Annotated in this window: 13 protein-coding genes; 4 read left to right on the top strand and 9 right to left on the bottom strand. The window is 72.6% G+C overall.

The features are described 5' to 3' along the window. Positions 1 to 137: 137 nt before the first annotated feature. Positions 138 to 743 (top strand): GTP cyclohydrolase I FolE, encoded by a 606-nt coding sequence (gene folE, locus ABZ016_RS37695; protein WP_356921256.1) that lies wholly within the window; start codon positions 138 to 140, stop codon positions 741 to 743. A gap of 9 nt (positions 744 to 752) precedes the next feature. Here folE and ABZ016_RS37690 read toward each other — a convergent pair whose 3' ends face one another. From ABZ016_RS37690 to ABZ016_RS37665, 6 genes are all read right to left on the bottom strand, one after another. Beyond that, on the bottom strand, positions 753 to 1,241 hold the full coding sequence (locus ABZ016_RS37690) for a DUF3180 domain-containing protein (protein WP_356921255.1): 489 nt from the start codon (positions 1,239 to 1,241) through the stop codon (positions 753 to 755). 59 nt (positions 1,242 to 1,300) lie between these two features. After that, on the bottom strand, positions 1,301 to 1,912 hold the full coding sequence (gene folK / locus ABZ016_RS37685) for a 2-amino-4-hydroxy-6-hydroxymethyldihydropteridine diphosphokinase (protein WP_356921254.1): 612 nt from the start codon (positions 1,910 to 1,912) through the stop codon (positions 1,301 to 1,303). Continuing rightward, entirely contained in the window at positions 1,909 to 2,268 is a 360-nt protein-coding gene (folB, locus tag ABZ016_RS37680; protein ID WP_039933349.1) for a dihydroneopterin aldolase, read from the bottom strand. The genes folK and folB overlap by 4 nt, the downstream gene beginning before the upstream one ends. 295 nt (positions 2,269 to 2,563) lie before the next feature. Continuing rightward, entirely contained in the window at positions 2,564 to 3,067 is a 504-nt protein-coding gene (locus ABZ016_RS37675) for a nuclear transport factor 2 family protein (protein ID WP_356921253.1), read from the bottom strand. Further along, positions 3,064 to 3,954 (bottom strand): dihydropteroate synthase, encoded by an 891-nt coding sequence (gene folP / locus ABZ016_RS37670; protein WP_356921252.1) that lies wholly within the window; start codon positions 3,952 to 3,954, stop codon positions 3,064 to 3,066. Before folP ends, ABZ016_RS37675 begins: the two co-directional genes overlap by 4 nt. Before the next feature lie 62 nt (positions 3,955 to 4,016). Next, entirely contained in the window at positions 4,017 to 5,861 is a 1,845-nt protein-coding gene (locus ABZ016_RS37665) for a phosphatidylglycerol lysyltransferase domain-containing protein (RefSeq protein ID WP_356921251.1), read from the bottom strand. Between the two features lie 239 nt (positions 5,862 to 6,100). On the opposite strand from ABZ016_RS37665, the gene ABZ016_RS37660 reads away from it, so the two are divergent. Further along, on the top strand, positions 6,101 to 7,222 hold the full coding sequence (locus ABZ016_RS37660) for an alpha/beta hydrolase-fold protein (protein ID WP_356921258.1): 1,122 nt from the start codon (positions 6,101 to 6,103) through the stop codon (positions 7,220 to 7,222). A 145-nt stretch (positions 7,223 to 7,367) separates the two neighbouring features. Beyond that, the gene (locus ABZ016_RS37655) at positions 7,368 to 8,594 is read left to right on the top strand and encodes a hypothetical protein (RefSeq protein ID WP_356921250.1); all 1,227 of its coding nucleotides are present in this window, start codon (positions 7,368 to 7,370) and stop codon (positions 8,592 to 8,594) included. 75 nt (positions 8,595 to 8,669) lie between these two features. On the opposite strand, the gene ABZ016_RS37650 is transcribed toward ABZ016_RS37655, so the two are convergent. Together ABZ016_RS37650 and ABZ016_RS37645 are read right to left on the bottom strand one after the other, a co-directional pair. Beyond that, a complete protein-coding gene (locus tag ABZ016_RS37650) occupies positions 8,670 to 9,959 on the bottom strand; it encodes a PH domain-containing protein (protein ID WP_356921257.1) in 1,290 nt (429 codons plus the stop codon). A 173-nt stretch (positions 9,960 to 10,132) separates the two neighbouring features. Then, on the bottom strand, positions 10,133 to 10,768 hold the full coding sequence (locus ABZ016_RS37645) for a PH domain-containing protein (protein ID WP_356921249.1): 636 nt from the start codon (positions 10,766 to 10,768) through the stop codon (positions 10,133 to 10,135). Here ABZ016_RS37645 and ABZ016_RS37640 point away from each other — a divergent pair. Then, a complete protein-coding gene (locus tag ABZ016_RS37640) occupies positions 10,710 to 11,861 on the top strand; it encodes an NADH-quinone oxidoreductase subunit D (RefSeq protein WP_356921248.1) in 1,152 nt (383 codons plus the stop codon). The genes ABZ016_RS37645 and ABZ016_RS37640 overlap by 59 nt on opposite strands. Before the next feature lie 19 nt (positions 11,862 to 11,880). Here ABZ016_RS37640 and ABZ016_RS37635 read toward each other — a convergent pair whose 3' ends face one another. Next, complete coding sequence (locus ABZ016_RS37635) at positions 11,881 to 12,891, bottom strand: SAM-dependent methyltransferase (RefSeq protein ID WP_356921247.1); 1,011 nt, start codon at positions 12,889 to 12,891, stop codon at positions 11,881 to 11,883. Positions 12,892 to 12,964 lie beyond the last annotated feature (73 nt).

Here is a 12,964-nt window from a genome sequence, read left to right as displayed (position 1 = left end):
GAACCGACCTACCAACCGAGCGCGGACCTCTTCCATATTCACCCCGGCAGCTTGCACCCCAGGTTTTAGCCTGGGGGGCGCGGCTTTCCGCCATTCCCGCAGGCCGCCCCGTGATGGACACAGGAACGAGGCACCACATGACCGACCCCGTGACGCTCGACGGCGAGGGCCAGATCGGCGAGTTCGACGAGAAGCGGGCCGAGAACGCCGTCCGCGAGCTGCTGATCGCGGTCGGCGAGGACCCGGACCGCGAGGGCCTGAAGGAGACGCCGGCGCGGGTGGCGCGGGCGTACCGGGAGCTGCTGGCCGGGCTTCGGCAGGAGCCCGAGGACGTCCTGACGACGACGTTCGATCTGGGGCACGACGAGATGGTCCTGGTCAAGGACATCGAGATCGTCAGCCTCTGCGAACATCATCTGCTGCCGTTCCACGGCGTGGCTCACGTCGGCTACATCCCGGCGGAGACCGGAAAGATCACCGGCCTCTCGAAGCTGGCACGTCTCGTCGAGGTGTTCGCCCGGCGGCCGCAGGTGCAGGAACGACTCACCACGCAGATCGCCGACTCGCTGATGAAGATCCTCGAAGCGCGGGGTGCCATCGTCGTGATCGAGGCGGAGCACATGTGCATGTCCGTGCGCGGCATCCGCAAGCCGGGGGCGAAGACCACGACGTCGGCGGTGCGCGGCCAGCTCCGGGACGCTACGACCCGATCCGAGGCGATGAGCCTGATACTGGCGCGCTGACGCCCGAAGTCACGTCGTGGGGGCCGCGCCCTGGCCGTTGTGCTCGTCGTCCTCCGGGAGCTTGCAGACTCGCTCCAGGAAGATCGCCGCCGCTATGACGCCGATGCCCGCGAGGACGGAGACGCCGGCGTAGATGGCCTGGTCGCGGCGGGCGGGGATCTCCAGGGACTCCAGGAGGAAGACGCCCGTGCCGCCGTACATGCCGGCGACGAGGGCCGCGACCAGGGCGCTGGCATGGCCGAAGACGACCGCGCGGGCCGCCATCATGGGGTCGACGCCCTTGGCGTCCGGCTGCCGCTCGCGCTGGGCCTTCAGGCGGGCGCGCAGCGAGAGCGCCGTGGCCAGCAGGATCACGGCGATCGCGGCGAGGACGATGGGGGAGGCCATGGGCACGCTGGGCAGGGTCCCGACGGCGTTCCAGAGGCGGGCGCCGGCCCAGGACAGGACACCGGCCACGACGAACACGCCCGCCAGCACCCTGATGCGCAGCTCTTTCACGGTGTCCCTTCGGTTCCCCCGGCTCCGGCTCCGTGCCGCGGCCGTCTTGACCTTAACGGCTATTCGGGCAGCCGGAGTTCCAGGTCTCCGCGGGGAGCCACCCCTTCGCGGGTGACGGCGTCCAGCAGACCGGCGACCGGGCCGCGGCCGGGCAGCTGCGCCTCGGGGTCCAGGTCGTGCCAGGGGGCGAGGACGAAGGCGCGTTCGTGGGCGCGGGGGTGGGGGAGGGTGAGCTGCGGGTCGTCGGAGACGACGTCGGCGTAGGACACGATGTCGACGTCGAGGGTGCGGGGGCCCCAGTGCTCGTCGCGGACGCGGTGGAAGGCTTCCTCGACCGCGTGCGCCCGCTCCAGGAGCGAGGACGGCGGGAGGGTGGTCTTCAGGACGACGACCGCGTTGAAGTAGGCGGGCTGGCTGCCGGGCTCCACGCCCCAGGGCTCGGTCTCGTACACGGGGGAGACACCCTTGATGCGGACGCCGGGGGTGTCCTCGAGGGCGTCGATGGCGCCCTGGAGGGTCTCCAGGCGGTTGCCGAGGTTGGAGCCGAGGGCGACGACGGCCCGTTTCGGGTTGGACAGCGTGGTGTCGGCGGCGTCGACCTTGTCGACGACGGAGGCGGGTACCGGCTGTACGGTCGGGTCGCTGGGACCCTTGATGAACGGTGCAGTCATACTCGGCTCCGGATGATGGTGACGGTCACGTCGTCGAAGGGGACCGTGATCGGGGCGTCCGGCTTGTGGACGCACACCTCGACCTGCTGGACCCCGTCGTGCTTCAGACACACCTGGGCGATGCGCTCGGCGAGCGTCTCGATGAGGTTGACGGGCTCGCCCTGGACGACGGCCACGACCTCCTCCGCCACGATGCCGTAGTGCACGGTCTTCGCCAGGTCGTCGTCGGCAGCGGCCGGCCGGGTGTCCAGGCCGAGGACGAGGTCCACGATGAAGGTCTGGCCCTCCTCGCGCTCCCTCGGGAACACACCGTGATGCCCACGGGCCTTCAGGCCGCGCAGCGCGACACGATCCACGCGAATCACTCCTGCAATCGTCGGTCACGGCCGGGCGGTGCCGCGTGCGGGCGGCACACCGGCCTCGGTCGAATCTACCTGCGAGCCCGGACGGGGCCGGGCCACGGGGGGTGTGGGCCCGGGCCGGGTCCGGAAGGATTCATCCAGCGTTTCCCCTGGGGAACCCGGCGGCTCATGGGCTGGTAGCCGCCCATACCCGGAGGTCCGTGATTCCAACCACTTCTTGGTCCTCGCGGGCGGGCCGCACCGGCCTCCGTCCCTGGCCCCGTGCGGGCCTTGTCAGGCGACTACCCAGTCAGGAGGGGGTCTCGTCGCCCTCCTCCTCGTCGTTTTCGGCCAGAACGGGAGAAGCGTGGTGCGACCAGAGCTTCCACCCCTGGGGCGTGCGCCGGAACACGTTGGTGGCGACCACGAGCTGTCCGACGAGCGGGCCGAGCTCCTCGTCGCCCTTGGGGGCGGGGCCGCCGCTGAGGATGTTCTCCGTGCAGGTGACCAGGGCGGTGTCGCCGGTGACGGAGACGTGCACGTCGGTGAGGAAGAACTGGATGTAGTCGGTGTTCGCCATGATCAGCGCGTAGGAGCGCAGGACCTCGCCGCGGCCGGTGAGCACGGGCCAGCCGGGGTGCACGCAGGAGACCACGCCGGTGTCGGCGGGGTCGTGGTAGGTCTCGTCGACGCCCAGGTCGGAGGGGGTCAGCCAGAGCGACGCCAGTTCCTCGAAGTCGCCCTGCTCCAGCGCCTCGTAGAAGGCGGTGTTGGCGGCCTCGACCTGTTCGACGTCGGTGTGCGGGGCGCTCACCGGGCTCCTTCTGCGCCGGTGTGCGCCGGCCGCGCCGTTTCGATGGCGTGGGCGACGCGCACCGCGTCCGCCGTGGCGCGTACCTCGTGCACGCGTACCGCCCACGCGCCGGCGTGTGCCGCGAGCGCGGAGACGGCCGCGGTGGCGGCGTCGCGTTCGCGTGCGGGCGGGGGAGGGCCGTCCGGGCCGGCGAGGACCCGGCCGAGGAACCGTTTGCGGGAGGCGGCGACGAGCAGCGGGTGGCCGAGGCCGAGTATCCGGTCGAGGCCGGCGAGGAGCGCGAGGTCGTGCCCGGCGTCCTTGGAGAAGCCGAGGCCGGGGTCGACGATGACGCGGTCGGGCGCGATGCCGCCGTCCAGGACGGCCGCCACACGCGCGTGGAGCTCGTCGGCGACCTCGGTGACGACGTCCCGGTACACGCCCCTGACGTTGCCGCCCTGGAGGAAGCCGCGCCAGTGCATGACGACGAAGGGGGCGCCGGCGTCGGCGACGGCGGGGACCATGCGCGGGTCGGCGAGGCCGCCGCTGACGTCGTTGACGAGGGCGGCGCCCGCGGCGAGGGCCTGTGCGGCCACGGAGGCGCGCATGGTGTCGACGGACACCGTGACGCCCTCGGAGGCCAGACCGCGGACGACGGGGATGACGCGGCGGAGTTCCTCGGCCTCGTCCACCCGGGTGGCGCCGGGGCGGGTGGACTCGCCGCCGACGTCGACGAGGTCCGCGCCCGCGGTGACCAGTTCCAGGCCACGTTTGACGGCGGCCGTGGTGTCGAAGAAGCGGCCGCCGTCGGAGAAGGAGTCGGGGGTGACGTTCACGACTCCCATGACCGCGCAGCGGTCCCATCCCGGCAGGCCCGCGACGCGCCCGCGTCCGCTCTGGTTGCTCATATGTTCAGCGTAGGCCCCGGGGACGGCCGTCAGGCGCTGCGGCCCGGCCCGGTCCGGGCCGGTCACGCCGCCCGGACGTTCCGCTCCGCGGTCGTGCCGTGGGCGCAGGGGCGGCGGGTCGCCGGGCGACGGCGGCGCAGGGAGCGGGGCAGGGGGAGTGCGAGGTTGACGAAGCCTTCGGCCTGCATGGCGGCGAAGCCGATGCGGGGCAGGTCGGCGGAGGCGCGGTAGACGACGAAACGGGGCTCCCAGCGCGGCTGGAACTTGGCGTTGAACTTGTACAGGGACTCGATCTGGAACCAGCGGGAGAGGAAGACCAGCAGTCCGCGCCAGGCGCGCAGCACGGGGCCTGCGCCGATCTTCTCCCCGCGTGCGAGGGCGGCGCGGAACATGGCGAAGTTGAGGGAGACGCGTGTGATGCCGAGCCTGGGGGCGGCCTGGAGGGCGGCGACGATGAGCAGTTCGTTCATGCCGGGGTCGGCGGTGCGGTCGCGGCGCATCAGGTCCAGGGAGGCGCCGTCGGTGCCCCAGGGCACGAAGTGCAGGATCGCCTTGAGGTCGCCGTAGGGACCGGGGTGCTCGTCCTGCTTGTGGGCGGTGGCGATGAGGCAGTCGCCGTCGGCGGGGTCGCCGACGCGGCCGAGGGCCATGGAGAAGCCGCGTTCGGTGTCGGTGCCGCGCCAGTCGTCGGCGGCGCGGCGGATGCGTTCGAGCTCGGCTTCGCCGAGGTCACGGACACGTCGTACCCGGGTTTCGTAACCGGCGCGCTCGATGCGCTTGACCATCTGGCGCACGTTGCGCATCGCGCGGCCGGTGAGGGAGAAATCCTTGACGTCCACCACCGCCTCGTCGCCCAGTTCGAGGGCGTCGAGCCCGGTCTCGCGGGTCCACACCTCGCCGCCGGTCTCGGAGCAGCCCATGACGGCGGGGGTCCAGGAGTGGGCCTTGGCCTCGTCCATGAACCGTTCGATGGCTCCGGGCCAGGCCTCGACGTCGCCGATGGGGTCGCCGCTGGCGAGCATCACGCCGGAGACCACGCGGTAGGTGACGGCGGCCTTGCCGCTGGGGGAGAAGACGACGGCCTTGTCGCGGCGCAGCGCGAAGTGGCCGAGGGAGTCGCGGCCGCCGTGCTTGTCGAGCAGGGCGCGCAGCCGGGCCTCGTCCTCCTCGGTGAGCTGGGCGGCGGGGTGTTCGGGGCGGAAGGCCAGGTAGATGGTGGTGACTGCGGTGAGCAGGCCGAGGGCGCCGAGGGAGAAGGCGACGGTCCAGGAGGTGGGGCCCTGGTAGTCGACGGGCCCCTCGAAGCCGAAGAGGCCGTAGACCACGTGGGTGATGCGGTCGGCCAGGCTCGGGTCGCCGACCATGCGTTCGCCGTGGACGCTGACGATGAGCAGGCCCAGCAGGAGCGAACCGGCGCTCATGAGGACGAAGTTGGCGAGGGCCCGCCAGCGGCTGCGCGGGTCGGGCAGGGCGTCGAACTGGTCGCGGTGGCGCAGCAGGGGGGCCAGCAGGGCGAGGGAGATCAGGACGCCCACGATCGAGTGCCGGTAGGTGAACTGGGCCACGGCACCCGCCGGGAGCAGGGCCACGGCCGCCCGCCAGGCCCGGCGCTTGCCGCGTTTGAGGCCGTGGGCGAGCAGCAGCAACAGCACGCCGGCGCTGAGGGACAGGGCGGCGGCGAACGGGCCGAAGGCGCCCGGCAGCACCTCGGCAAGCGCGTGCATGCGGCTGTGCCGGAAGCGTGGGAAGACGCCCCCCGCGATGTCCAGGACGCCCACGAGGGCACACGCTCTGCCGACGAGGACGGGGACGGCCTCGGGGCGTGGACCGCGCAGCAGCCGGCGCCCCCGGCTCACCCGGCCTGTGGGTTCCGCGTCGCCACCGCGTCGCGGAACCTCACCCGACATTTCCTCATCTGTCCTGACAGACATCGCATCCCGTAGTTCTGCGAGAGACCTTGGATCCGGTGCCGATTCGGGCATCCGGCGACATTGCGCCCTCTAGGACGGTGTGTCGGGGAGAGAGGTTCACTCCCCACGTCAAAGCTGTTTCAAAGGCCGGGGAAAGTCCGGGACAAGCCCTCGCGAAGGTGTGAGCACGGCGTGCCAGCCGGGCGGAAAGCGCATACAGGTAACCACCCATGGGTCTGGGTCTTACGAGCAACACGGTACTGGCGCTCGCGGTGCTGTCCGCGGTGCTGCTGTTCACCGGCACAGTCTGGCAGTGGCCGCGGCTGGCCCGGCGCGGTTGGCGGCCCGTGGGCGGACGCGTCGGTCTGCTGCTCGCCACGCAGGTGGCGTTGTTCGCCGCGGTGGGTCTCGCCGCCAACCAGACCTTCGGTTTCTACGCGAGCTGGGCGGACCTGTTCGGGCAGGAGAAGGACCAGGGCGTCGTCGTCGACCACACGCCGGGCGACGGCGGTCCGCTGGAGGTGGTCGGCACGCGGCGGGTGCCGGGGGCGGGCGGGGTGCGGTCCTGGTCCGGCGGCCGGATCCAGCAGGTCGGCATCGTGGGCCGGACGACCAGGATCGCCACGCCCGCGTACGTGTACCTGCCGCCGGAGTACTTCCAGCCCCGGTACCGCACCCGTACGTTCCCCGCGGCCGTCGTCCTGACCGGTTACCCGGGCACGGCGTCGGCGCTCGTGGAGAAGCTCCACTATCCGCGCACGGCATTGGAGCTGGCCCGGGCGGGCCGGACGCAGCCGATGATCCTGGTGATGCTGAGGCCGACCGTGGCGCCGCCCCGGGACACGGAGTGCGTGGACATCCCGGGCGGTCCGCAGACCGAGTCGTTCTTCGCGAGGGATCTGCCCGACGCCTTGCGCACGCACTACAGGGTGAGCGATAAGCCGGGCGGTCTCGGCATCATCGGCAACTCGACGGGCGGCTACTGCGCCTTGAAGATCGCCATGCACCATCCCGATGTGTACGCCGCCGGGGCGGGCTTGTCCGCGTACTACAAGGCGCCGATCGACGCCACCACGGGTGATCTCTTCCAAGGGAACAAAGAACTGCGCAATCGGGCCGACCTGTGGTGGTGTCTCGAGCACGAGCCCGCTCCCGACACCTCACTGCTCGTCACCAGCAGCAGGTCCGGCGAGTCCAACCACAAGGACACGCTGCGGTTCGTGGAACGGGTGAAGGCCACCGGGCGGACGGGGATCTCGTCGATCATCCTGGAAAGCGGCGGGCACAACTTCAACACGTGGCGGCGCGAGATTCCGGCGACGCTGCAGTGGATCGGGGAGCGGCTGAACGCCCGTTGAGAATGATCTTGGGAATTGGACGAGGAGCGGATTCCGCTTCTTCCCGGGTCTTCCCGAGTTCTGATGCGGTGTGAAGGCTTCGGTGTGGCTTTGTTTTTGCGGGGCGGCTCACCATGATTCGCCTACGCGCGGTAAGTTTCTGGCCATGCCACGTGGACGTCATCGCCATTCCCCGCCCCTGCACAGGCTGCTGCCCCCGTCGGCGATCGCAGGCGTCTCCCTCGTCTGCGCCCTGGGGCCCTGGGTGTTCACGGAGCCGACGGTGCTCCGCGGTCTGGCCGCGGCCGCCGCGGCGACGGCGGTCATCGGTGCCGTCGTGCTGCGCCGCTGGGACATCCAGGCGGGCAAGCGCGTCGCCGACCTGGCGCGCGGTCGGGCGAGCGACGAGTGGCGCTTCGAGGAGCGCGTCGCCGAACTGGAGACCGACCTCGAGGAGTCCCGCGAGCTGCGCGCCAAGCTGGAGCAGCGACTGCGCGCCAAGCGCACGGAACTCGCCAAGCTGCGCAACGAGCACGCCGCGCTGCTGCGCCGGTACGCCACTGCGGAGGCGGATCGCGCGAGCGTCCTGGAGGAACGCCGGGTCCTCGAGATAGAGGCGACGGCTCCGGTCCGGGCCGCGCTGCCGGCGGGCACGACGAAGGCCGAAGACGCCCCCGCCGCCGAGGCCGAGGCGCTCGGCGTCGAGGAGCAGCCCGCGATCCCGGCGGTGTTCTCGCCGGAGGGCACCCGGCTGTTCCTGCGCGCCAAGGCGGCGCTCGCCCGGTTCGACGCCGACTCCGTCCCGGACCCGGACGGTGGTGGTGACGGGGACGGCGACGGCGTGCCGAAGGGCGAAGAGGCGGAGCCGGCGCAGGGCGAGGGGACGGGCGAACAGCGGGAGCAGACCCGGGAGGACGAGCCGCAGCGACAGCCGGAGGCGTCCGCCGGGAGCGAGCGCGCGACGGCCGGTGCGTCGGGGACGACGGCCGGAACGCCGGGCACGGCCGCCGGTTCGCCCGACGCGGCCGTCGGCACGCCTGGGGCCACCGAGACCGAGGCGCTTCCGCAGCCTGCCCCGCAGGGGCGCTACACCGTGCCACCCGCCGTGGCCGTCGCACCGCAGGCCTCCGTGCGACGCCCGCTGACCGAGGGCGGGTTCGACTTCTTCGGTACGAAGCAGGGGACGTCACGGGCCGCCCTGGAGGCGGTGCAGAACGAGGACCTGGCCGATGTCGTCGGCCCGGAGGCCCTCGCCCTGCACAAGGCCGAGACCGAGGCCCGGTACAAGCCGGCCGACGCGGAGTCGCGGGCGGTCGGGCAGGTCATCGACCTGACGGCGCACGACGAGACGGAACAGATCGACGTACAGGGGCTGCGCAGCGCGGTCTCCTGAGACAGGCCCCATGAGAAGGCCCCCCGAGAAGGCCCCCCGGCCGTGACCGGGGGGCCTTCTCGCTGCTGCTGAGGGTCACGCCATCCAGCGGTCCGGCCGCGCGTCCCGGCGTCCGGTCCGCGACCGCTCCGCCTGTGCCGCCAGCAGTTCGCGCGCTTCGGCCGCGTCCCGCAGCCGCGCCCGCACCGTCTGGTTCGCGCCCGTGTCCACACACACGTCGGCCACGCCCCGGGCCCGCTCCCAGGGCCCCTGCGTCATCCGTACGCTCTGCACCTTGGCGTGCGGTACCAGCACCAGAGTCCGGCACAGCAGCCCGGACCGGGCGGCGAACACCGCGTCGGTGACGGCGAGCCCGTACCCGCGCCACCACAGCGGCAAGCACCACCGGGCGCGGCGCGGCGACGGCGACAGGTCCGCGTGCTCCGGCACGGTCACCCCGGGCAGCACCCGCGCGACGACGGCCTCGGCGATCTCGCGCGGAGCGACCGGCACCAGCAAGGAGTTGGCGGAGCCCGCCACGTCCAGCTCCACCCGCACCCAGCCCCGCCGCCGCCACAGCAGCGGCTCCACGATCCGCACGCTCTGCACCCGGCCCGGCGGCACCGTCTCGTGGGCCCGGTCCAGCAGACCGTGGTCGATGCGCAGCCCGTCGGGCGACTCGGCCACCGTCCAGTCGTACTCGGCGATGAACCGTCCCACGCTGCTCGCGCCCGCCGCGCCCAGCAGCGGCAGGGCGACGGCCAGGAGCGTCCACACGCTCTCCGTGGCCAGCCACAGCAGCGGCGGGACGACGAGCGCGGCGGCCAGCGAGCCCCAGGTCGCCCCGCTCAGCACCAGCGACACGGCGAGCACGCCGGGCGGCACCCGCAGCGACTGCCGGGCCGGCGCCTCGCCGACCTCGTGCGCGGTATCGGGCGCGAAACCGGCCGCCCGCGCGAGCAGTTCGGCCCGCAGCGACCGTGCCTCGTCCGCGCCGAGGAAGGCCAGTTCGTCCTTCTTGTCGGTGCCTATGACGTCGAGTTTCAGCTTGGCGACGCCCGCGACCCGGGCGAGCAGCGGCTGGGTGACGTCGATCGCCTGGATCCGCTCCAGCCGGATGTGCGCGGTGCGCCGGAACACCAGCCCGGTACGGATGCGCAGTTCGGACTCGGTCACCGCGAAGTGCGTGAACCACCAGGAGCAGAAGCCGTACAGGGCGGCGGCCGGGACGATCACGGCGAGGCCGATCAGCAGCGTGGTGGTCGTCAGCCGGGACAGATGGCGCTGCGCCCCGTCGGGGTCGTGCACGGCCCAGCCGAAGAGCACGGCGACGGGCGCCCACGCCCGCCTGAGCGGTGTGACGGAGTGCAGCCGCCGCTCGGTCACCTCGACGACGGCCTCCGAGGCCCCGGCGGCCCCGGTCCCAGTGGTCTCCCTCTCACCGGTCCCGGCCCCGGCGGCGGTCCCCGCGCTTCCGGTCTCTACAGCGGTTCCTGTGGTCTCGGCGCTCCCGGGCTCGGCGCTCCCGGGCTCGGCGGCTCCGGCGCCCTCGGGCGTCGTCACAGTCCCGCCGATCGGGCCTCGCCCAGCTCGGTGAGCCGGTCGCGCAGCCGCTCCGCCTCGGCCGGGTCCAGGCCCGGGATCGTCGCGTCGGTCGCCGCGGCCGCCGTGTGCAGCTGCACGCTGGCCAGCCCGAAGTGCCGCTCGACGGGCCCGGAGGTGACCTCGACCAGCTGCATCCGCCCGTACGGCACGACCGTCTCCTCGCGCCACAGCACGCCCCGGCTGATCAGCAGGTCGTCGGCGCGTTCGGCGTACCGCCAGGAGCGCCAGTTGCGGTCGATCATCACCCAGCCCCAGGCCATCAGCGCCAGCGGCGCCAGCGCGAACGCGGCCCAGGCGGGCCCGGCCAGCAGCCCCGGCAGCAGCCCGGCGGCCAGGGCGATCAGCCCCAGCCACACCACCAGCAGCAACCGCCGCATCTTCAGCAGCCCCGGCGGCAGCGCGATCCACACCGGCTCACCCTCGGTGCCCTCCGCCGTGCCCTGAGCCCCCGCTGCCCCCACCGGCCCCGGCCCCGCGTCCCGCGCACTCCCCGTCTCCATGAGGCCAGCGTACGTAGGAGAGACTGTGTCCATGACTCCTACGACGGAGACCATGGTCGGAATCGGCGGCGCCGCGGAGAGCACCGACATGGTGCTCAACATCGGTCCCCAGCACCCGTCCACGCACGGCGTGCTGCGGCTGAAGCTCGTCCTGGACGGCGAGCGCATCACCCACGCGGAGCCGGTGATCGGCTACATGCACCGCGGCGCGGAGAAACTGTTCGAGGCGCGCGACTACCGGCAGATCATCATGCTCGCCAACCGCCACGACTGGCTGTCGGCGTTCTCCAACGAGCTGGGCGTCGTCCTCGCCGTGGAGCGGATGCTCGGCATGGAGGTCCCGGAGCGCGCGGTGTGGCTGCGCACGCTGCTCGCCGAGCTGAACCGGGTGCTGAACCACCTGATGTTCCTCGGCTCGTACCCGCTGGAGCTCGGCGGGATCACCCCGATCTTCTACGCCTTCCGGGAGCGCGAGGAGCTCCAGCACGTCATGGAGGAGATCTCCGGCGGGCGTATGCACTACATGTTCAACCGCGTCGGCGGCCTCAAGGAGGACCTGCCGGCCGGCTGGACCACACGCGCGCGTACCGCCGTCGCCGACGTGCGCTCCCGCATGGACCGGTTCGACGACCTGGTGCTCGGCAACGAGATCTTCCGCGGGCGCACACGCGGTGTGGGCACGCTCGCGCCGGAGACCGTGCACGCGTACGGAGTGAGCGGGCCGATCGGGCGGGCCTCGGGCGTCGACTTCGACCTGCGCCGCGACGAGCCGTACCTCGCGTACGGAGAGCTGGGCGACGTCCTGAAGGTGGTCACCCGGCAGGAGGGCGACTGCCTCGCCCGCTTCGAGTGCCTCCTGGCGCAGACCCACAACGCGCTGGACCTCGCCGACGCCTGCCTCGACCGCCTCGCCGAGCTGCCGCCCGGGCCGGTCAACCAGCGGCTCCCCAAGGTGCTGAAGGCGCCCGAGGGACACACGTACGCCTGGACCGAGAACCCGCTCGGCATCAACGGCTACTACCTGGTCAGCAAGGGCGAGAAGACCCCGTACCGGCTGAAGCTGCGCTCGGCCTCGTACAACAACATCCAGGCGCTGACGGAGCTGCTGCCGGGCACGCTGGTCGCGGACATGGTGGCGATCCTGGGGTCGATGTTCTTCGTGGTCGGAGACATCGACAAGTAGGAGCCCGTCAGGCAGGGGCTCATTCCGGGAACGGGTTCGGGATGCCGACCGGCTGGACGAGCCACCCGAAGTCCCCCAGCCCGCCCGTCGCGGTGAGCTCGGCGGCCTCACCGGAGGTCGCGAGGGCGCGGACGTAGGCGGCGGGATCCGTGGACGCCAGCGTGAGCGGGGGGCGCGCGCCGGTCACGCCCAGCGCGTGCAGCGCCTCGCGCTGTGGGAGCACGCGCCCGCCGGGCAGCGCGCACGCGTCCAGCGCGACATGGGCCGTGATGTCGCAGGAGCCGTCCGGTACGGGTGTGGTCTCGCGGCCGTCCCGGAAGCCGGTGAGGGTTCCGAACGGCGGTCGCGTGTCCGCCGTGTGCGCGTAGTCGACGGCGACGGCGAGCCCCCGGTCCAGCGTCCCGGCCGCCGAGGCCCATGCCTCGTCCCGGGGCAGACCGATCTCGGCCCGCAACCCCTCCTCGCCCGGCAGCGGCCACCACCGCCCCAGCCACCGCGCCTGCGCCTCGTCGACCGGCTCCCCGAGCCGCTCGGTCCCGTCCGCCCGGACCAGCACCAGCCGCGCCACGCCCGCGGCGTCCACCTCCGCGACCTCCAGCGGCACGTTGTCCAGCCACTCGTTGGCGAAGAGCAGCCCGGTCGTCCCCGGAGGGGGCGTGTCCAGCCACTCGATCCGGTGATCGAGCCCTTCGGGTCGTTCGGCGACCTCGACGGCGTACGCGCGCGTGCGGGCCGCCACGTCGGCCGGAAGCGCGGCGAGCACCCCGGCGGCCAGTTCGCCCCGCCCGGCCGCCATGTCGACGAAGTCCAGTTCCCCGGGGCGGTCCAGCGCCTCGTCGACCCGGCACAGCAGCCGGGCCACGGCCCCGGCGAACAGCGGCGAAGCGTGCACGGAGGTACGGAAGTGCCCGGCCGGCCCCTCGGCCCGGCGGTAGAAGCCGCCCGGTCCGTACAGGGCCTCCCGAGCCGCCGTACGCCACCCACGCCACTCCGGCCACACGGGCCTCTCGCCTCTCGCCGCTGCTGTCACCGGGCCAGGCTATGCGCACACAACGTACGCAACTCCACCTTGCGGAGTACGCGCGCCCGGTCCGGATCGGCCC

Origin of the sequence: Streptomyces sp. NPDC006372 (assembly GCF_040612515.1) — a bacterium.
GTDB lineage: Bacteria > Actinomycetota > Actinomycetes > Streptomycetales > Streptomycetaceae > Streptomyces.
This window is presented reverse-complemented; position numbering and strand designations above follow the sequence as displayed.